The 17,896-nt window shown below is 71.9% G+C and carries 21 protein-coding genes; 5 read left to right on the top strand and 16 right to left on the bottom strand.

What is annotated here, in order from left to right; translation table 11 throughout:
- Positions 1–54 precede the first annotated feature (54 nt).
- The gene (locus ACIQFY_RS06835; protein WP_066655275.1) at positions 55–396 is read left to right on the top strand and encodes a DUF4229 domain-containing protein; all 342 of its coding nucleotides are present in this window, start codon (positions 55–57) and stop codon (positions 394–396) included.
- Between the two features lie 82 nt (positions 397–478).
- Here the strand turns inward: ACIQFY_RS06835 and ACIQFY_RS06830 are convergent, their stop codons facing one another.
- The 4 genes from ACIQFY_RS06830 to ACIQFY_RS06815 all read right to left on the bottom strand — a co-directional run bounded on the left by ACIQFY_RS06830 (position 479) and on the right by ACIQFY_RS06815 (position 4,260).
- On the bottom strand, positions 479–1,474 hold the full coding sequence (locus ACIQFY_RS06830; RefSeq protein ID WP_235426349.1) for a 1,4-dihydroxy-2-naphthoate polyprenyltransferase: 996 nt from the start codon (positions 1,472–1,474) through the stop codon (positions 479–481).
- Positions 1,475–1,498: 24 nt separating this feature from the next.
- A complete protein-coding gene (locus tag ACIQFY_RS06825) occupies positions 1,499–2,650 on the bottom strand; it encodes an AMP-binding protein (protein WP_400338954.1) in 1,152 nt (383 codons plus the stop codon).
- 16 nt (positions 2,651–2,666) lie between these two features.
- Complete coding sequence (locus ACIQFY_RS06820; RefSeq protein ID WP_400338951.1) at positions 2,667–3,596, bottom strand: 1,4-dihydroxy-2-naphthoyl-CoA synthase; 930 nt, start codon at positions 3,594–3,596, stop codon at positions 2,667–2,669.
- Between the two features lie 79 nt (positions 3,597–3,675).
- A complete protein-coding gene (locus tag ACIQFY_RS06815) occupies positions 3,676–4,260 on the bottom strand; it encodes a hypothetical protein (protein ID WP_400338949.1) in 585 nt (194 codons plus the stop codon).
- A 198-nt stretch (positions 4,261–4,458) separates the two neighbouring features.
- Here ACIQFY_RS06815 and ACIQFY_RS06810 point away from each other — a divergent pair, with 198 nt between their 5' ends.
- Complete coding sequence (locus ACIQFY_RS06810; protein ID WP_066655283.1) at positions 4,459–5,439, top strand: o-succinylbenzoate synthase; 981 nt, start codon at positions 4,459–4,461, stop codon at positions 5,437–5,439.
- Positions 5,440–5,692: 253 nt separating this feature from the next.
- On the opposite strand, the gene ccsB is transcribed toward ACIQFY_RS06810, so the two are convergent.
- The 6 genes from ccsB to ACIQFY_RS06780 form a co-directional block, all read right to left on the bottom strand.
- Positions 5,693–6,673, bottom strand: a complete 981-nt coding sequence (gene ccsB / locus ACIQFY_RS06805; protein ID WP_209685265.1) for a c-type cytochrome biogenesis protein CcsB — start codon at positions 6,671–6,673, stop codon at positions 5,693–5,695.
- An 8-nt stretch (positions 6,674–6,681) separates the two neighbouring features.
- The gene (locus tag ACIQFY_RS06800; protein WP_251154660.1) at positions 6,682–8,310 is read right to left on the bottom strand and encodes a cytochrome c biogenesis protein ResB; all 1,629 of its coding nucleotides are present in this window, start codon (positions 8,308–8,310) and stop codon (positions 6,682–6,684) included.
- Between the two features lie 73 nt (positions 8,311–8,383).
- Complete coding sequence (locus ACIQFY_RS06795) at positions 8,384–9,082, bottom strand: cytochrome c biogenesis CcdA family protein (RefSeq protein ID WP_251159651.1); 699 nt, start codon at positions 9,080–9,082, stop codon at positions 8,384–8,386.
- 45 nt (positions 9,083–9,127) lie between these two features.
- Positions 9,128–9,739, bottom strand: coding sequence for a TlpA disulfide reductase family protein (locus ACIQFY_RS06790; RefSeq protein WP_066655286.1), 612 nt, complete (start codon positions 9,737–9,739; stop codon positions 9,128–9,130).
- A complete protein-coding gene (locus tag ACIQFY_RS06785; protein WP_400338946.1) occupies positions 9,739–10,395 on the bottom strand; it encodes a histidine phosphatase family protein in 657 nt (218 codons plus the stop codon). The genes ACIQFY_RS06790 and ACIQFY_RS06785 overlap by 1 nt, the downstream gene beginning before the upstream one ends.
- Before the next feature lie 108 nt (positions 10,396–10,503).
- On the bottom strand, positions 10,504–11,994 hold the full coding sequence (locus ACIQFY_RS06780; protein ID WP_066655289.1) for a SulP family inorganic anion transporter: 1,491 nt from the start codon (positions 11,992–11,994) through the stop codon (positions 10,504–10,506).
- A 136-nt stretch (positions 11,995–12,130) separates the two neighbouring features.
- Between ACIQFY_RS06780 and ACIQFY_RS06775 the strand changes: the two genes are divergently transcribed.
- Complete coding sequence (locus ACIQFY_RS06775; RefSeq protein WP_251159652.1) at positions 12,131–12,505, top strand: MerR family transcriptional regulator; 375 nt, start codon at positions 12,131–12,133, stop codon at positions 12,503–12,505.
- 39 nt (positions 12,506–12,544) lie between these two features.
- Here ACIQFY_RS06775 and ACIQFY_RS06770 read toward each other — a convergent pair whose 3' ends face one another.
- Entirely contained in the window at positions 12,545–12,757 is a 213-nt protein-coding gene (locus ACIQFY_RS06770) for a hypothetical protein (RefSeq protein WP_251159585.1), read from the bottom strand.
- Between the two features lie 476 nt (positions 12,758–13,233).
- On the opposite strand from ACIQFY_RS06770, the gene aspS reads away from it, so the two are divergent.
- On the top strand, positions 13,234–14,574 hold the full coding sequence (gene aspS, locus ACIQFY_RS06765; protein ID WP_066658463.1) for an aspartate--tRNA(Asn) ligase: 1,341 nt from the start codon (positions 13,234–13,236) through the stop codon (positions 14,572–14,574).
- 72 nt (positions 14,575–14,646) lie between these two features.
- Here aspS and ACIQFY_RS06760 read toward each other — a convergent pair whose 3' ends face one another.
- The 5 genes from ACIQFY_RS06760 to ACIQFY_RS06740 form a co-directional block, all read right to left on the bottom strand.
- Positions 14,647–14,940, bottom strand: a complete 294-nt coding sequence (locus tag ACIQFY_RS06760; protein ID WP_209685037.1) for a Dabb family protein — start codon at positions 14,938–14,940, stop codon at positions 14,647–14,649.
- Positions 14,937–15,200 carry a glutaredoxin family protein gene (locus ACIQFY_RS06755; RefSeq protein ID WP_066655297.1) on the bottom strand — a complete coding sequence of 88 codons (264 nt, stop codon included), beginning with the start codon at positions 15,198–15,200 and terminating at the stop codon, positions 14,937–14,939. Before ACIQFY_RS06755 ends, ACIQFY_RS06760 begins: the two co-directional genes overlap by 4 nt.
- A gap of 71 nt (positions 15,201–15,271) precedes the next feature.
- Positions 15,272–15,370, bottom strand: coding sequence for a 30S ribosomal protein bS22 (locus ACIQFY_RS06750; RefSeq protein ID WP_003792170.1), 99 nt, complete (start codon positions 15,368–15,370; stop codon positions 15,272–15,274).
- A gap of 125 nt (positions 15,371–15,495) precedes the next feature.
- Positions 15,496–15,690, bottom strand: coding sequence for a helix-turn-helix domain-containing protein (locus tag ACIQFY_RS06745; protein ID WP_058729786.1), 195 nt, complete (start codon positions 15,688–15,690; stop codon positions 15,496–15,498).
- Positions 15,691–15,836: 146 nt separating this feature from the next.
- Positions 15,837–16,352: a helix-turn-helix transcriptional regulator gene (locus ACIQFY_RS06740; RefSeq protein ID WP_066655298.1), complete on the bottom strand. Its 516-nt coding sequence runs from the start codon at positions 16,350–16,352 to the stop codon at positions 15,837–15,839.
- A gap of 71 nt (positions 16,353–16,423) precedes the next feature.
- On the opposite strand from ACIQFY_RS06740, the gene ACIQFY_RS06735 reads away from it, so the two are divergent.
- Positions 16,424–17,863 carry a potassium transporter TrkG gene (locus ACIQFY_RS06735; protein WP_311206111.1) on the top strand — a complete coding sequence of 480 codons (1,440 nt, stop codon included), beginning with the start codon at positions 16,424–16,426 and terminating at the stop codon, positions 17,861–17,863.
- The last annotated feature ends 33 nt before the right edge of the window (positions 17,864–17,896 follow it).

Here is a 17,896-nt window from a genome sequence, read left to right as displayed (position 1 = left end):
GGGACCAGGCTGCCCGTCAGCCGGTGCACGAACGACGCCACGTAGGATCATCGGGTGAAAGCGTGGCTCGTCTACACCCTTGCCCGACTCGGCATCTTCGCCGCGGCGCTGGCGGTCCTGTTCGTCATCGGCCTGCGGTGGTACTGGGCGGCGATCGGCGCCGCGCTGATCGGTCTGCTCGTGTCGTACATCGCGCTGCCCGGGCTCCGCGGTCGGGTGACCTCGGACATCGCCGCTCGCCGGGGTCGACCGGAGCGGGACGCCGACTCGGACTTCGAGGACGACTTCGTCGACGCCGCCGACACCGACGCGGCCGACACCGGTGCGCCCGCCGCCGACCGAGCGGTCTCGGACGCCGACCGGCACCGCGCGCGTCGCGAGCACGACGAGGACTAGTCCCGGTCCTCGTCGTTCGGGCGGGCGGTCGAGCGACCGAGGTCGAGCGGCGGACCGACCTCGGTCCCCGCGTCCGACGCTGCTACGGCAGGAGGACCAGGGTCAGGCCGAGCACCACGCCGTAGGCGAGCGACGCGAACGACGACAGCTGCAGCGCCGTGATGAGCTCGCGGGGCTTGCGGGACGAGACGCCGATCGCGAGCGCGGGGAGCGCGAGCAGGAGCGAGAAGTACGCGAAGCCGGTGCGGAAGTACAGCAGCACGAACCAGAGCAGCACCACGTACGGCAGCATCAGGAACAGGCCGAACAGGACCCGTGCGACGGGTCGGCCGACCACGACGGCGAGCGTGCGCTTGCCGGCCTGTCGGTCCTCGTCCACGTCGCGGATGTTGTTGACCATGAGCACGGCGCAGGCGAAGAACCCGGCGGCGACCGCAGCCGCCCAGCCGCTCGTGGTGACCGCCTGGATCTGCACGTACTGGGTGCCGAGCACGGCGACCAACCCGAAGAACACGAAGACGAAGACCTCGCCGAGGGCGTTGTAGCCGTAGGGCTTCTTCCCGCCCGTGTAGTACCAGGCCGCGACGATCGCCGCCGCCCCGACGAGGAGCAGCCACCACGTGCCGGTGAGCAGCACGATCACCAGTCCGGCGACCGCCGCCAGTCCGAAGAACGTGAGCGCGACCGTGAGCACGGTGCGCGGCTTCGCCAGCCCCGCACCCGTGAGCCGGGCCGGGCCGACGCGGAACTCGTCGGTGCCCCGGACGCCGTCCGAGTAGTCGTTGCTGTAGTTCACGCCGATCTGCAGGAACAGCGCGACCGCGAGCGCGAGCAGGGCGACCGCCAGGTGGTGGTCGCGGCCGAGGTACGAACCGAAGTCGCCCGGTTCACCGGAGTCGACGAACGCGACGCCGGTGCCGAGCACGACCGGCACGACACCGAGCGTGAGGGTCCGGAGCCGGGCGCCGCCGATCCAGTCGCTCGCGGTCGCCCGCTGCTTCGTGCGCTGCGGTGCCGCGGCCTTCGCCGGGTTGCCGCTGCGGCCCTTGACCGGGGTCCTGTTCTTCGTACGTGCCACGGCCGACCATCGTATCCGTGACCGCTAGGGGGTCGGTGCGCCCCCGCGGTCCGCGAGTGCCCGGACGGCCCGGCGGTCGGGCTTGCCGGACGCGAGCATCGGCACCGCGTCGACGACCAGGACCTCCGCGGGACGGGCCGCACGGCCCAGGGTCTCTGCGACGTGGGCGCGGACCTCGTCGAGGTCGAGCGGACGTTCCGTGACGACGACGGGCACCTCGCCCCACTCCCCGGACGCGCGCCGCGTGACGACCGCGGCGTCCTGGCCCGCGAGCTCGCGCACGCACCGTTCCACCGCCCCGAGCGGGACCTTCTCGCCACCGGACACGATGACGTCGTCGAGCCGCCCGAGCACCCGCAGCCGTCCGTCGTCGTCGGCGGTCGCAGCGTCGCCGGTCCGGTACCAGCGGTGGCCGTCGCGCTCGACGAAGGTACGGGCCGTGCGCTCGGGGTCGTCGAGGTACCCCTCGGCGAGCATCGGGCCGGCCAGTTCGAGGGCGCCGTCGACGAGTTCCGCGCGGACCGTCCCGAACGGCGTGCCGTCGTACACGCAGCCACCGCTCGTCTCGCTCGCGCCGTACGTCGTGACGACCCGGACACCGGCGTCGAGGGCACGCTGCCGGAGCGGTGCGGGCGTGGCCTGGCCCCCGACGAGCACGGCGTCGAAGCGGGTCGCGGCGGCGGTGGCGCGGGGGTCGTCGAGCACGCGGGCGAGCTGCACCGGGACGAGCGAGGTGTAGCGCCGCGGCGCCTCGGGACCGACGTCGAGCCGGTCCACCGCGTCGGCGAACGCCCGGCCGTCGAAGTGTCCCGGCGGGAGGACGACGGGCGTCGTGCCCGCCGTGACCGATCGGGTCAGCACGTTGAGCCCGGCGATGTAGTGCGTCGGCAGCGCGAGCAGCCACCGGCCGGGCCCGCCGAGCGTCGCGTCGGCGGACGCGGCGCCCGCGAGCAGCGCCTCCGACGACAGTGCCACGCGCTTGCCGGTCCCGGTGGAACCGCTCGTCTCGACCACCAGGGCGACCCGGCGGGCGACGTGCGACGGCGGGCGCGTGGGCAGCGCCGGGCCGTCCTCGGCGACGGGGAGCAGCGCGGGTCCGCCGGCGAGGGCAGCCTCCAGGCCGCGCAGCACCGCCGACGGGTCGGACGCGCCGACGGCGACCAGCGCGCGGTTCACCGGTGGGCCCGCGGGGTCAGTAGTGCCACGGGAAGGACGTCCACTCCGGCGGGCGCTTCTCGAGGAAGGCATCGCGGCCCTCGACCGCCTCGTCGGAGGCGTAGGCGAGGCGCGTCGCCTCGCCCGCGAAGACCTGCTGGCCGACCATGCCGTCGTCCACGGCGTTGAACGCGTACTTGAGCATGCGGATGGCTGTCGGGGACTTGCCGAGGATCGTCTCGCCCCACCGGATCGCCTCGCGTTCGAGGTCCTCGTGCCGGACAACCCTGTTCACCGCGCCCATCTCGTACGCGCGCTGCGCCGAGTACTCCTCCGCGAGGAAGAAGACCTCGCGCGCGAGCTTCTGGCCGATCTGGCGGGCGTAGTAGGCGCTGCCGTACCCGCCGTCGAAGGACCCCACGTCGGCGTCGGTCTGCTTGAACCGGCCGTGCTCCGCGCTCGCGATCGTCAGGTCCGCGACTGCGTGCAGCGAGTGCCCGCCGCCGGCGGCCCACCCGGGCACGACGGCGATGACGACCTTCGGCATCATGCGGATGAGGCGCTGGACCTCGAGGATGTGGAGCCGCCCCATCGACGCCTGGGCGGCAGCGGGGTCGACGCCCTTCGGCGGGGCGCCCTCGTCGCCGACGTACTGGTAGCCGCTGCGGCCGCGGATGCGCTGGTCACCGCCGGAGCAGAAGGCCCAGCCCCCGTCCTTCGGGCTCGGGCCGTTGCCCGTGAGCAGGACGACACCGACGCGGGGGTCCTGTCGCGCGTCGTCGAGGGCGCGGTACAGCTCGTCGACGGTGCGGGGGCGGAAGGCGTTGCGGACCTCGGGCCGGTCGAACGCGACGCGGACGATGCCCTGCGAGACGTGCTTGTGGTACGTGATGTCGGTGAAGTGCTCAGCGACCGGTGCGGCGGTCCAGACGTCGGGGTCGAACAGGTCGGAGACGGGAGCAGCCATGTGCCCACCGTATCGCCGGCGCCCGGCGCCCGGCGCCGGCCCGCGCCCGAGGCGGGCCGTGGTGCGGTGCCGTCCCGCGCTAGGTGCCCGAGAGGGCCTCGGGCACGAGGACGACGAGCAGCACGATGAGGATGACCGGGTTCGCGAGGAAGGCGAGCACGACCCCGATCGCGCCGTACCAACGGCCGAACGACCCGACCGCGGCGATGAAGCCGAGCACCGCAGCGATGAGGGTGAGGAAGACCACCACGAAGCAGATGCCGAACGCGAAGGTGGTGTCGCCGCCCATGAAGACCGCGAACGCACTCGCGTCGACCGCGGCGGAGACGACGGCGAGCCCGAGGGCGATCTTGCCGACGATCGGGTTCCGACGCCGCCGGGCGGACCGTTCGAGGGCCCGGGCGTCGACGGTGTTCCGCTGCATCAGCCGCTCGAAGTCGCCGGTGTCACCGGACCGGCTCCCGGCGCTCGCTGTCGGCCGTGTCGTCCCGGGGGCGGCGGCGCGCTGCGGCGCCGCCGGTCGCGCGGCACCGGAGCGCTGCACTGCCGAGCGCTGGGCTGCGGCACGTTGGGCCGCCGCGCGCTGGGCCGCGGTCGGCTGCGCGGCCGCACGCTGCGCTGCTGCACGCTGCGCGGCTGCGCGCTGCTGCGGATCCGACGCCACCGGCCCTCCCTCTCCTCGGTCCCCTCACGGACGCGCCACGGTGGTCCGTGACGACGCCGGCGCTGGGCCGACCGGTGCATGCTAGTGCCCGGCCCTGGCGGTCGGCTCCGAGGAACCGGCGGGAGCGCTGGACGCGCGACCAGCCCCTGCCGCCCACCGCGTCCGGGCACCGCACCTGCCCGTGCGCGAGGATGGGGTGTGCTCCCCGACCTCGCCGACCTGACCGCCGACGCCCACGTCGTCGCACTCCCGATGCGCGTCCGCTTCCGCGGCATCACCGTCCGCGAGGCCCTGGTGCTCCGCGGACCCACCGGGTGGACCGAGTTCTCGCCCTTCGTCGAGTACGACGACCGGGAGGCGACCGCGTGGCTCCGGAGCACGATCGACTTCGGGTGGACCGAGCACGACCCCGCCGCCGACGCCGTGCCCGTCAACGCCACGGTGCCCGCCGTCGGACCGGACGCGGTCGCCGACCTCCTGGCCCGCTACCCCGGCTGCACGACCGCGAAGGTCAAGGTCGCCGAGCCCGGCACGAGCACCGACGACGACGTCGCCCGCGTCGCCGAGGTCCGTCGGGTGATGGGGCCGGGAGCGGCCGTCCGGGTGGACGCCAACGGGCTCTGGTCCGTCGACCAGGCCGTCGAGGCCCTCGAACGACTCGCGCCGTACGGACTCCAGTACGCCGAACAGCCGTGCCGGTCGGTGCCGGAACTCGCTGAGCTCCGACGCCGGATCGCGGGACTCGACGTGCCCGTGGCCGCGGACGAGAGCGTGCGCCGGGCCTCGGACCCGCTCGCCGTCGCCCGGGCGGGGGCGGCGGACGTGCTCGTCGTGAAGGCCCAGCCCCTCGGCGGGGTCACCGCGGCACGGGCGATCGTGGCCGAGGCGGGGCTGCCGTGCGTCGTGTCGAGTGCGCTCGACACGTCCGTGGGGCTCGGGACCGGGGCGTTCCTCGCGGCGGCGGCGATGAGCCCCGGCTACGCCGCCGGGCTCGGGACGGCGGCCATGTTCGAGACGGACGTCACCGACACGCCACTGCTGCCGGTCGACGGTCGGGTGCCGGTCCGCCGTGCGGAGGTGTCGCGGGAGCTGCTGGAGCGGAACGCGGCATCGCCGGAGCGGACGGCGTGGTGGCTCGCGCGGCTGGAGCGCGTCCACGCCCTGCTCGCCGCCGCGTAGACCGGGCTGCCGCGGGCGACGACGAGGGAGCAACCGACCGAACGGTGTCCGGGCGGCGACGAGCGCGCAGGACGTGCCGCTCACGTCCGCCGGACGGGCGAGACTCGTCGGCCTCGACCGCCGAGCGTGACAGATCGTGCCCGCTCTCGCGAGGCAGGAACGCCCGGACACGACGGACGGGAGGCGCGGTGCCCGATGGCACCGCGCCTCCCGTCCGTCCCGGGGTCGCCGCCGCAGCGACGCCCGGTCGGCCTCACAGGCCGGAGTAGCTGTGCAGGCCCTTGAAGAAGACGTTGACGACCGAGAAGTTGAACATCACCGCGGCGAACCCGATGAGCGCCAGCCACGACGACCGCGCACCGCGCCACCCGCGGGTCGCACGCGCGTGGATGTACCCGGCGTAGACCACCCAGATGATGAAGGTCCAGACCTCCTTGGTGTCCCACCCCCAGTACCGGCCCCAGGCGCGCTCGGCCCAGACCGCACCCGCGATGAGCGTGAAGGTCCACAGCACGAAGCCGACGAGCAGCACGCGGTAGGTCAGGACCTCGAGCCGTTCGGCGTCGGGGAGCGTCTCCATGAAGCGGAGCTGCTTCGACGCGGGACGACCCTGGCGGTACGTCTGCACGAGCTGCGCCACGGCGAGCCCGGCGCCGAGGGCGAAGAAGCCCGTCCCGGCGATCGCGACGAAGACGTGGATGACCAGCCAGTACGACTGCAGCGCGGGCTGCAGCGGCACGACGGGCACCCAGTAGTTCACGGTCGCGATGCCGAGCAGGATGATCGTCAGACCGGTGATGAACACACCGAGGAACTTCAGGTTCTGCCAGAGCTGCACGAGCAGGAAGATCAGCGTGATGAGCGCCGTGCCCGTGAGCGAGAACTCGAACATGTTGCCCCACGGGACACGGTCGGCCGCGATGCCGCGCAGGACCGTGGCACCGACGTGCAGCACGAGCGCGAGGATCGTCATCGCCATGCCGACCCGCTCGAACTTCGTCCCGCCGCCGCCGGGGCGACCCCGGTCGGCCTCGACCTTCTCGAGCACGACCGTCCCGCCCTGCACCGTCGCGACGGTGCGCGCGGCGGGCGCTGCCGGCGCAGCAGCCGAGGCGGACGCCACCTGACCCGACCGCTTCGCCATGTCGAGCGCGAACGAGATGAACGCGATGACGTAGACCGCCATCGCGGAGTACGTCAGGACGACCGAGTAGGTCGCGAGGTTGGTCGTCATGTCCGGGTTCACGCAGGGATCCTAACTCCGAGGTCCGACAGGTGCCTCTTGGCGATGTCGTCGACGGCGCGCTCGAGGTTGGGGTCCTCGCCGCGCGCCAGGCCGGCGTACTCGAGGTCGTACTCGCCGTGCTCGGCTCCCCGGCGCGGGACCGCCTTCACCCACACGCGGCGGCGGGGCACGAACAGCGAGGTGAGCAGGCCGAGCACCGCGAGCACCGCGAACCCGGCGACGAACGCCTGCGAGGGGTCGTGGTGCACGTCGAGCGAGACGTAGCGCTTCACGCCGTCGAAGGTGATCGAGCCGGTACCGTCCGGCAGGGTCTTCGTCTGGCCGGGCTTCAGCTCGATGCTCGGGGTCGTCGACTGCCGCCCGGCGATCTGCTCGAGACCGCTGGTGTCGAGCGAGTACACGCTCTGCGGGACGCCGCTGTCGAGACCGAGGTCGCCGCGGTACACCTGCAGGGTCAGGAGCGGGTTCTGCGCGTCCGGGTAGGCGCTGGCGAACGCACCGGTCGACAGCTTCGACGCCGTCGGGTAGAAGAACCCGACGAGCCCGAGCTGCGACGGCGAGGCGTCGGGCACCTTGATGACGCCGGTGGACGTGTAGTTCGCGTCCTCGGGCAGGAACGGCACGACGTCCTGGAACGCCACGTTCCCCTTGCCGTCGCGGATCGTGACCTGCATCGCGTAGCCGTTGCCGAGCAGGTAGACGTTCGTGCCACCGACCGACAGCGGGTCGTTCACGCCGATGCGACCGGTCTTCGGCTCCTGGCCCTTCTCGCGGCTCGTCACCGTCGCCGAGTAGTCCAGTGCCTGGCCGAGGGCGTCGAGGTTCTTCTCCTCGTACGTCGTGGTGAACTTGTCGAGCGTCAGGTTGTAGCCCTGCAGGTCGGTCTGCCGGAACCAGCGGCCGGGGTTGAACGAGTCGTAGGAGCCGAGGACGTTCGAGAACGTCTGCCCCTCGACCAGGAGTCGCTGCCCGGTGTAGCTGAAGCCACCGCCGAGGCCGACCGCCACGAGCACGCCGACGAGCGCCGCGTGGAAGACGAGGTTGCCGGTCTCGCGCAGGTACCCGCGCTCCGCGCTCACGGAGTCGCCGAACCGCTCGACCCGGTAGCCGGACCGCTTGAGCAGTGCCGCCGCGCGGGTCACGGCGTCGTCGACGGACGGGAGGCTCGTGGTCGCGTCCGCCTCGACCGGGACGGACCGGTAGCCGGCGAGTCGGCCGAGACGCACCGGCGTCCTCGGCGGTCGCGTCCGGAGCGCCTGCCAGTGGTGCTTCGTGCGCGGGACGATGCACCCGATGAGCGAGACGAACAGCAGCAGGTAGATCGCCGAGAACCACACCGAGGTGTAGGTGTCGAAGACCTGCAGTGTGTCGAGCACGGGGAAGAGCTGCGGGTGGTCCGCCTTGTACTGCACGACGCCGTTCGGGTCGGCGGTGCGCTGCGGCACGAGGGATCCCGGGATCGCCGCGAGCGCCAGGAGCATGAGCAGGAAGAGCGCCGTGCGCATGCTCGTCAGCTGCCGCCAGAAGAAGCGGACGTAGCCGACGAACCCGAGCTTCGGCTGCGTCGGGCCGTCGTCCGCTCCGGGGGCCGGTGCGGCACTGTCGACGTGGTCGGACGGCCGCATCGGGTCGGCGCCCGCGGACACGTCGTCCGCGGACCCTGGTCCGCTACCCGACCGCTCGGGGGTGGTGTCGCGCTCAGACCGCGGGGACAAAGCTCTGGATCACCGCCCCGAGGCTCGACATGACGGCCGACCAGATGCCGGTGACCATGAGCAGACCGATGACGATCAGGATCGCTCCTCCGATGATGTTGACGGTGCGCATGTGACGCTTCACGATGCGGATCGCGCCGGTCGCCCACCCGGCGCCGAGCGCGACGAGGACGAACGGGATGCCGAGCCCGAGGCAGTACGCGACGCCGAGCCACATGCCCTGCCACGCGCTGCCGGACTGCACGCTGAGCAGGTTGATCGCTGCGAGCGTCGGCCCGAGGCACGGGGTCCAGCCGAGGCCGAACACGATGCCGAGCAGCGGCGCCCCGACCAGGCCCGTCGCGGGGGTCCACGACGGCTTGATCGAGCGCTGCAGGAAGGTGAAGCGTCCGATGAACACCAGGCCCATCGCGATCACGACGACACCGAGGACCTGCGTGATGAGGTCACGCCACCGGACGAGCCAGAAGCCGAGCGCACCGAAGACCGTCGTGTAGGCGACGAACACCGCGGTGAAGCCGAGCACGAAGAGCACGACGCCGAGCACGACCCGACCGCGACGCTGCCCACCCTCGGCGATCCCGCCGACGTACCCGAGGTAGCCCGGTACGAGCGGGAGCACGCACGGGGAGAGGAACGACACGAGTCCGGCCAGTGCTGCTACGGGCAACGCGACCAGCATCTGGCCGCTCAGGATCGCGTCCGCGAAGGGGTTGCCGGGCACGGGTCAGGACGCCTTGCCGTCGAGCTCGTCGCTGACCAGGGTCTGCAGGATGCTCTTGCCGTCGATCGCGCCGAGGACGCGGGCGGCGACGCGGCCCTGCTTGTCGAGGACGATCGTGGCGGGCACGGCGTTCGGAGCGATCTGCCCGGACAGCGCGAGCTGCACGGTGCCGTCGCGGGCGTCGAGGACGGTCGGGTAGTCGACGCCGAAGGTGCGCTCGAACGCCGCCGCCGTGCCCTCCTCGTCACGCACGTTGACGCCCACGAAGACCACGTCGTCGTCGGCGTACTGGTCGTGCACCTGGTTGAGGTACTTCGCCTCGGCCCGGCACGGCGGGCAGCCGGCGTACCAGAAGTTGAGCACGACGACCTTGCCGCGGAGCTCCTCCGCCGAGACGGTGTCGCCGTCGGTGTCCTTCGTCGTGAAGTCGACCGGGGCGCTCCGCTCGTCCGTCGCGACCTCGGTCACCGCACCGGTGCCGGAGATGTAGTTCTGGGTGGTGCCGCTGCCGTACTGGCGGGACAGGTCGTCGTTCGACGACGAGCACCCGGCGAGCGCCAGGGCTGCGATCACCGCCGAGGCCGCGACGGCGGCGATCCGGCTGCGTGCGGACATCAGACTGCTCCTTCGTCGACCGCGGACGCACGCAGGGACTGCGCGGGGTCCGCGTACCCGACCTCGGTGAAGCGACCGGACGAGGTGGCGGGCACACGCTCGAGGGTCGTGATGCTGGACAGGTCGCACCGACGCTTGCGCGGGTCGTGCCAGAGCGGCTCCCCCGCGAGCTTGCGGTGCACGGTCCAGATGGGGAGCTGGTGGCTGACGAGGACGACGTCGCCGCCGTCGACGCTCTCCCAGGCGGAGGCGACCGCGGCGAGCATGCGGTTCGCGATGGACTCGTAGGCCTCGCCCCAGCTCGGCCGGAACGGGTTCGCGATCCAGGGCCACTCCGCAGGGCGTCCGATGGAGCGCTTCGTGAAGCCGGGGCGCTGGCCCTCGTAGTGGTTCGTGGGCTCGATCAGGCGCTCGTCGAGCGAGACCTCGAGCCCGTAGGCGGCGGCCCAGGGCGCGGCGGACTCCTGCGTGCGCTGCAACGGCGACGCGACGATCCGTCGGACGTCGACCCCGGCGTCGTGCCAGGCGGTCGCCGATGCACCGGCCATCCGGGCGCCGAGTTCGCTGAGCCCGAAGCCGGGCAACCGGCCGTAGAGCACGCGCCCCGGGTTGTGGACCTCGCCGTGCCGGACGAGGTGGATCCGTGTCGCGGGCATGGGTTCCAGTCTAGGTCGCTCCACCGTCATCACCCGCCCCACAGCGGATTCACCGGATGTGCGACCGTTCAGCCCCTGCGACCGTTCGGCTCTGCCCGGTCGCTGCCGTCAGCCCAGCCGTCCGGTCAGTCGGCCGTGCAGTGCCACCGACCCGGTGTTCAGGTTCACGACCTCGACGGTCGAGCCGTGCCGCGCGTACCGCTGCTCCACGCCGTCGAGTGCCGCGACGGTGCTGGCGTCGAACACGTGCGCGCCCGACATGTCCACGATCACCCGCTCCGGGTCCTCGGCGTAGGAGAACCGCGTCACCAGGTCGTTGGACGACGCGAAGAACAGGGCACCGTGCACGCGGTACCGCACGGTGCGCTCGTCGACCGGCTCGCGCACCACGGACACGACGTGCGCCGCGCGACGGGCGAAGACGAGGGCCGCGACGACCACGCCCACCAGGACACCCGTCGCGAGGTTCTGGGTGACGACGACCACCACGACGGTCACGACCATGACCGCCGTCTCGCCGAGCGGCATCCGCCCGAGCGTGCGGGGCCGGACGCTGTGCCAGTCGAAGGTCGCGACGCAGACCATGAGCATCACGGCCGTCAGGGCCGCCATCGGGATCTGCGCGACGAGGTCGTGCAGCACGATGGTCAGGACGAGCACCGCCGCGCCCGCCGTGAAGGTCGACACCCGGGTCCGAGCGCCGGCGGTCTTCACGTTGATCACGGTCTGGCCGATCATCGCGCAGCCACCCGTCCCGCCGAAGAACGCCGAGGCGATGTTGGCGATGCCCTGGCCCCACGACTCGCGCCACCCGCTGGACCGGGTCTCGGTCAGGGAGTCGACGAGCTGCGCGGTCAGGAGCGTCTCGATGAGGCCGACGATCGCGACCCCGAACGCGTACGGCGCGATGATCTGCAGGGTCTCGAGCGACAGCGGGACCGTGATGCCGCCGAACCCGGGCAGCGCGGTCGGCAGGGAGCCCTCATCGCCGACCGTCGGCACCGCGACCCCGAACACGATCGTGATCGCCGTGACCACGACGACCGCGATCAACGGCGCGGGGACGGCCTTGGTCAGGAAGGGGAACGCGACGATGATGCCGATGCCGAGCGCCGTCAGCGGCCAGACCACGAACGGGACGTCGTCGCCGAGGAGGTTGGGCAGCTGCGCCGTGAAGATCAGGATCGCCAGCGCGTTGACGAAGGCCACGTTGACGCTGCGCGGGATGAAGCGCATCAGTCGGGCCACCCCGAGGAAGCCGAGCACCAGCTGCACCACACCGCCGAGCACCACCGCGGGGACGAGGTAGGCGACGCCGTGGTCGCGTACGAGCGGAGCGATCACGAGCGCGACCGATCCGGCGGCGGCCGAGATCATCGCGGGTCGCCCGCCGACGATCGAGATGACCACCGCGATGACAACGCTCGAGAAGAGGCCGACGGCCGGGTCGACCCCGGCGACGACCGAGAAGGAGATGGCTTCGGGGATGAGGGCGAGCGCCGTGACCACGCCGGCCAGGACCTCACGGGTGAGGAGCCGGGGCGACCGGAGCGCGGTGAGGACGGTGGGTGCCGCGGGGGCGAGCGGTGCGAGGGACATCGCCAGCGACCATACCCTGACGTGAGGGGAGGGTTGCGCCGGGCAGACGAGCACTCCGAGCGATCTCGCGCGGCGGTCTGCCACCATGGCTCCCGTGCACGCGATCGACTCCCCCGCCCCGACGCCGGGCGACACCATGCACATCGGTGAGCTCGCCGAGCGCGCCGGCATGTCCCTGCGGACGATCCGGCACTACGACGAGGTCGGGCTGCTCGTGCCGAGCGGACGGACCACCGGAGGGTTCCGGGTCTACACGGCGCAGGACCTCGAGCGACTGCTCGTCATCCGTCGGATGAAGCCGCTCGGGTTCTCGCTGGACGAGATGGCAGAGCTCCTGCGCGTCGTCGACGCCCTCGCCGACGCCGGACCCGAGGACCAGCCGGCACTCGCCGCCCGCCTCGACGCGTCGCTCGAGGACGCCCGCACCCGGCACGCGAAGCTCGTCGAACGGGCCGGCATGGCTGAGGAGTTCATCGGCACGCTCAGCACGCTGCGCGCCACGCTCCCCTGAGCCCCGGACGACACCCGGCAAGCGGACGACACCAGCCGGTCACCGCTCGACCTGCAGCTCCCCGGCCTCGATCAGCCGTGCCCGCTCACGCCGAGCCGCTCGCCACTCCTCCTGACGACGCAGCAACTCGTCGTGCTCCCAGATGAGACGCCGCGCCTTCCACGGGCGGAACCGGTACCGACGGCGCACCCGCTGCCGCCACTCCTCCCGACGTCGTCCGACCAGCGCCAGAACCGGGTCCTCAATCGTCATGCCTCCCCCTTCCGGTGATGAGTCCGAGTACCAGCGTTCCGAAGACGGCGTCGTCCCCGCGAAGGATCTGCATGTCGTACATCGCGTTCGCCCCGACGTCACCGACCTCGGCCCGCCCGACGTCGCCGTCGCACACCTGGTCGACCGTCCACACGAACCGCGCCCAGGCCCGGTCGCGTTCCTCGCGCCCGACGTCCCGCCGCCACCGCACCAGCGCCCAGACGCCCCCCCACGGCCGCGCCGACCAACGTCAGCACCGACCCGACCGCAGCCGCGACCACCGCCGCCACCGCGACGGGCGGCCAGGCCGCGAGTCCCGCTCCCGTTGCCGTCATCCGGGATCCCCTCTCGACTCGCGACCCGACCACACGGACGACGCTACGGACGCGCCGGGGCCGAACCGCGCCTCCCGGCCGGCGCTGTGGAGAGTACGGACCGGGACCCCACCTGTGGAGGAGGCCGTAGACTCGACGACCGTGATCGAACGCACCCGCATCGCCGACCTCGCCGCCCTCCCCGACGGCCCCGTTGCCGTCGCCGGCTGGGTGGAGACCGTCCGCGACCAGAAGAAGGTCCAGTTCGTCGTCCTCCGCGACGAGACCGGCGCCGCGCAGCTGGTGAACCCCGCCACGCGCGAGGCCGAGGACGGCGACGACGACGCCCAGGCCCGGCTCGCCGTCACGAACGAGGTCTCCGGGCTCGCGCACGGCACCTTCGTGCACGTCCGCGGCACCCTGAAGCACGACGAGCGCGTGAAGCTCGGCGGGCTCGAGGTCAAGGTCGGCTCGCTCGAGGTGGTCAGCGCCGCGAAGCCGGAGACGCCCATCGCGGACGACTCCTCGCTCGACAAGCGTCTCGACTGGCGCTTCCTCGACCTGCGCAACCGCAAGCAGAACCTGATCTTCCGCATCCAGACGACGCTGGAGCACGCGTTCCGCACGTACTGGGTCGAGCGTGACTACATCGAGATCCACACCCCGAAGCTGATGGCGTCGGCGTCCGAGTCGCGCGCCGAGCTCTTCCAGCTCGAGTACTTCGAGACCACCGCCTACCTGGCGCAGTCCCCGCAGAACTTCAAGCAGATGGCGCAGCCCGCCGGCTTCGGCGCGGTGTTCGAGATCGCGGACGCGTTCCGCGCGGACCCGTCCTTCACGAGCCGTCACGCCACCGAGTTCACGAGCGTCGACGCCGAGATCTCGTGGGTCGAGTCGCACGCCGACGTCATGGCGATGCACGAGGAGCTCCTCGTCGCCGGCTTCACCGCCGTCAAGGACAAGTACGGCAAGGAGATCGAGGAGGTCTTCGGCTTCGAGTTCGTCGTCCCGACCGCTCCGTTCCCCCGCGTCACCCTGGCCGAGGCCCGGAAGATCGTCGCCGACAGCGGACACGACGTCGTGCGGGCGGACGGCGACCTGGACCCCGAGGGCGAGCGTCGCGTCAGCGCCTGGGCGAAGGAGACGCACGGCTCGGAGTTCGTGTTCGTCACGGACTACGACGCCTCGATCCGCCCGTACTACCACATGCGTCACGCCGACGACCCGACGCTCACGAACAGCTACGACCTGCTGTTCAACGGCGCCGAGATCTCCACGGGTGCCCAGCGTGAGCACCGCGTCGACGTGCTCGAGGCGCAGGCCGTCGAGAAGGGCCTCGACCCCGAGGAGCTCGGCTGGTACCTCGACTTCTTCCGCTACGGCGTCCCGCCGCACGGCGGCTTCGGCATGGGCCTCGCCCGCGTGCTCATGCTCGCCCTGCACGAGCCGTCCATCCGCGAGGTCACCTACCTGTTCCGCGGACCGACGCGCCTGACCCCGTAGTCACCACCGACGACGACGGCCACCCTCCGACAGGAGGGTGGCCGTCGTCACGTGCGGGCCGGGAGGCGCGGGTCAGCTCTCCCAGTCGATGGCCGCTCGCCCCGTGACGAGCTCGCGGATCTCCGCTGCCGCCGCCTGGTGGTCCGGGTGGAACTGGTACTCGTCGAGACCGGCCAGGTCGTCGAACGTCGCCACGACGGCCAGGTCCTGGTTCTTCCCCGGGTAGGCCACGTTGTCGACGACCTCGAGCGACCGGATCGAGCCGATCGTGCCGACGAGCCCGGTCAGGAGCTCGCGGACGTGCTCGACCGTCGCGGTGCGGTCGAGGTCCTCGCGGACGGTCCAGGAGACGACGTGGTGGATCATGCGCTGGCCTCGGCCTTCTCTGCCTTCTCGAGGGCACCGTGCAGCCGGTCGGCGTCCACGTGCCAGTTGCTGTGGACCCGGCCGTCGACGAGGACGACCGGGATGTCCTCGGCGTACTCCTCGCGCAGCGCGTCGTCGTCGAGGATCGACCGCTCCTCGAGGGTGACACCGGGGTGGGCGGCCACGACCTGCTCCACGACCGGACGGGCGTCGTCGCAGAGGTGGCAGCCGGGCTTCGTCAGGAACGTCACGGCGGGCATGTCCCCCACGATAACGCGCCCGGGAACACGAAAGCCCCGGCGGACCGGGGCTTCGGGTGCAAGTACTGGACTTACTTCTTGTTGCGACGCTGGTGACGCGTCTTGCGAAGGAGCTTGCGGTGCTTCTTCTTCGCCATGCGCTTGCGACGCTTCTTGATGACAGAACCCATAGTGGACCTCGCTCGGAACGATGCAGATGTGTGGACACCGGGCCCGAAGAGACCGCGGAAAATCAACCCGGCCGAGTCTAGCGGAGCGCAGCGGTCCTGTCGAACGGGCGCGCGCCGGGCCGACCTCAGCCGACGTCGGCGATGCCGCCGCGCAGGAGTTCGGCGACCGCCGACTCCGGGACGCGGAAGGACCGGCCGAACCGGATCGCGGGGAGCTCCCCCGCGTGCACCATGCGGTACACCGTCATCTTCGAGACGCGCATCATCTCGGCCACCTCAGCGACGGTGAGGAAGCGCACGTCGTCGAAACTGCCGGTCATGGTCCGCCTTCGGGTTCCCGCGGATCGCGCGGGGTCGGTGTGACCAGTGTGGTCAAGGGCGAGTGTAGGGGCGCGTGGGACCACGTGTCCAGGAGACTCCGAGCGGACGCTCGACCGCGGTGCGCGAGGGGTCTCCGACCCGTCGGTCAGTCGTCCTCACCGCGGCGCGTGAAGCGCTTCCGGCTGCGGTCGACGACACGCTCCCAGCCCTGCTGCGCACCCGAGAACGCGGCGGTCGCGCGGTGCGAGGCCTCCGCCATGACGCGACCCAGCTCGGTGCCGACCTCGACGGTGGACCGCGCTGCGGTGCCGGTCCGGCGGAACGAGACCGGCTGCCCGTCCAGCGTCCACGAGGTCGTCGCCGGGGTACCGTCCGCGTCGACCGCTCCCGTGAAGGGGACGACCCACTCCTCGAGCCGGACGAGCGGCTCCGGGTCGAGCCGGTAGAAGCGGTGCTGGCCCTCCTCACGGCTGGAGACGAGACCGTGGTCGCGCAGGACGCGGAGGTGCTTCGACACGGTCGGCTGGCTGACGCCGATCTTCTCGACGAGCTGCCCGACGCTGAGTTCGCCGCCGGTGGCGTCCGAGCCGTACGCCGTCAGCAGCGCCCCGAGCAGCTCGCGCCGGGTCGGGTCCGCCACGACGGTGAAGATGTCGGCCATGCGGCAAGGCTAGCCGGACCCGTACGCATGTACCATGACCGCTGACCTGCCCACGGCTCCGGAGGCACAGGATGCTCGACCGCACCGAGCCGCTCAACCGGCACACGCCGACGAGCGGGGTGAGACGGCGTCTGGACGGTGCCCTCGGCGTCCTCCGGTCGTCGCCGTCGCGGCTCGCGATCCTGGTGTTCGTCGCGCTGATCCTCATCTTCACGACCCTGTTCATGACGCCCTGGGCGGCTGCGGACCGGACCCCGACGCACTTCGCGGACGCACTGTTCACGGCGGCGTCGGTCGTCTGCGTGACCGGGCTGGCGACGGTCGACATGGCCACGCACTGGTCGGTCTTCGGCAAGGTGCTCATCGTCGTCGGGACCCAGATCGGCGCCGTCGGCGTCCTCACCTTCGCCTCGATCCTCGGCCTGGTCGTGACACGGCGGCTGGGGCTCCGTGCCAAGCTCATCGCCGCCGGCGACTCGAACCCGCTCCGCACGCACTCCGGCGCCGTCCCCGAGGGGCAGGCCGTGCGGCTCGGGGAGGTCGGCACGCTCCTGCTCACCGTGGCGGTGAGCACCCTGACGATCGAGATCGCGATCGGCGTGCTCCTGCTGCCGTCCACGCTCGCCGCCGGCTACCCGTTCTGGACCGCCGTCGGGGACGCCTTCTACTACTCGGCGATGGCCTTCACGAACACGGGCTTCTCGCCGAACGCCGAGGGGCTCACCCCCTTCGCGAACGACTACTGGTTCCTGTCGCTCCTCATGGTCGCGGTCGTGGCGGGCTCGATCGGGTTCCCGGTGATCCGGGCCGTCACCAAGCAGTTCCGCACGCCGCGGCGGTGGCCCATCCACGTGAAGCTCACGCTGGCCACCAGCGCGGTGCTGCTCGTCCTCGGCGCGGCCGTCTACACGGCGCTCGAGGCCTCGAACCCCCGCACGCTGGGGGACGCCGGCGCCGGACACACCGCGTTCCAGGCGCTGTTCTTCTCGACGATGACGCGGTCCGGCGGGTTCGCCACGATCGACGTCGAGCAGATGCACGGCGCCAGCCTGCTCGTCACCGACATGCTCATGTTCATCGGTGGCGGTTCGGCGTCGACGGCCGGCGGCATCAAGGTGACGACGCTGGCGGTGCTCTTCCTGGCCGCGGTCGCCGAGGCCCGCGGGCGCCAGGGCATGGAGGCGTTCGGGCGCCGCATCCCCGGTGACGTCCTGCGCGTCGCCGTCGCGGTCGTGCTCTGGGGGGCGACGATCGTCGCCGTCATGACCGTGGTCCTGCTGCAGATCACCGGCGACTCGCTCGACCGCGTGCTCTTCGAGGTCATCTCCGCCTTCGCGACCTGCGGCCTGAGCTCCGGCATCTCCGCCGAGCTCCCGGAGGCGGGCAAGTACGTCCTCGCCGCCACGATGTTCCTGGGCCGGGTCGGTACAGTGACCATCGCCGCCGCGCTGGCCGCAAGCCAGAGCCGGCAGTTGTTCCGCCGCCCCGAGGAGAGGCCGATCGTTGGCTGACCGCCGTCCCCGCGCCGACCGTCGCGCACCCCA

This window comes from Curtobacterium sp. NPDC092190, from assembly GCF_044755625.1.
GTDB lineage: Bacteria > Actinomycetota > Actinomycetes > Actinomycetales > Microbacteriaceae > Curtobacterium.
Note: the sequence above shows the minus strand (reverse complement) of the source record. Positions and strands in the feature narration are given on the sequence as shown.

Excerpts from the sequence above, each read along its gene's own strand:
- ACIQFY_RS06820 (WP_400338951.1), bottom strand. The coding sequence starts at position 3,596 with ATGGCTGCTCCCGTCTCCGACCTGTTCGACCCCGACGTCTGGACCGCC.
- ACIQFY_RS06790 (WP_066655286.1), bottom strand. The coding sequence starts at position 9,739 with ATGTCCGCACGCAGCCGGATCGCCGCCGTCGCGGCCTCGGCGGTGATC.
- ACIQFY_RS06735 (WP_311206111.1), top strand. The coding sequence starts at position 16,424 with ATGCTCGACCGCACCGAGCCGCTCAACCGGCACACGCCGACGAGCGGG.
- ACIQFY_RS06770 (WP_251159585.1), bottom strand. The coding sequence starts at position 12,757 with ATGACGATTGAGGACCCGGTTCTGGCGCTGGTCGGACGACGTCGGGAG.
- ACIQFY_RS06745 (WP_058729786.1), bottom strand. The coding sequence starts at position 15,690 with ATGACCGGCAGTTTCGACGACGTGCGCTTCCTCACCGTCGCTGAGGTG.
- ACIQFY_RS06785 (WP_400338946.1), bottom strand. The coding sequence starts at position 10,395 with ATGCCCGCGACACGGATCCACCTCGTCCGGCACGGCGAGGTCCACAAC.
- ACIQFY_RS06740 (WP_066655298.1), bottom strand. The coding sequence starts at position 16,352 with ATGGCCGACATCTTCACCGTCGTGGCGGACCCGACCCGGCGCGAGCTG.
- ccsB (WP_209685265.1), bottom strand. The coding sequence starts at position 6,673 with ATGACGACCAACCTCGCGACCTACTCGGTCGTCCTGACGTACTCCGCG.
- ACIQFY_RS06755 (WP_066655297.1), bottom strand. The coding sequence starts at position 15,200 with ATGCCCGCCGTGACGTTCCTGACGAAGCCCGGCTGCCACCTCTGCGAC.
- ACIQFY_RS06775 (WP_251159652.1), top strand. The coding sequence starts at position 12,131 with ATGCACATCGGTGAGCTCGCCGAGCGCGCCGGCATGTCCCTGCGGACG.
- ACIQFY_RS06760 (WP_209685037.1), bottom strand. The coding sequence starts at position 14,940 with ATGATCCACCACGTCGTCTCCTGGACCGTCCGCGAGGACCTCGACCGC.
- ACIQFY_RS06780 (WP_066655289.1), bottom strand. The coding sequence starts at position 11,994 with ATGTCCCTCGCACCGCTCGCCCCCGCGGCACCCACCGTCCTCACCGCG.
- ACIQFY_RS06800 (WP_251154660.1), bottom strand. The coding sequence starts at position 8,310 with ATGCGGCCGTCCGACCACGTCGACAGTGCCGCACCGGCCCCCGGAGCG.
- ACIQFY_RS06750 (WP_003792170.1), bottom strand. The coding sequence starts at position 15,370 with ATGGGTTCTGTCATCAAGAAGCGTCGCAAGCGCATGGCGAAGAAGAAG.
- ACIQFY_RS06795 (WP_251159651.1), bottom strand. The coding sequence starts at position 9,082 with ATGCTGGTCGCGTTGCCCGTAGCAGCACTGGCCGGACTCGTGTCGTTC.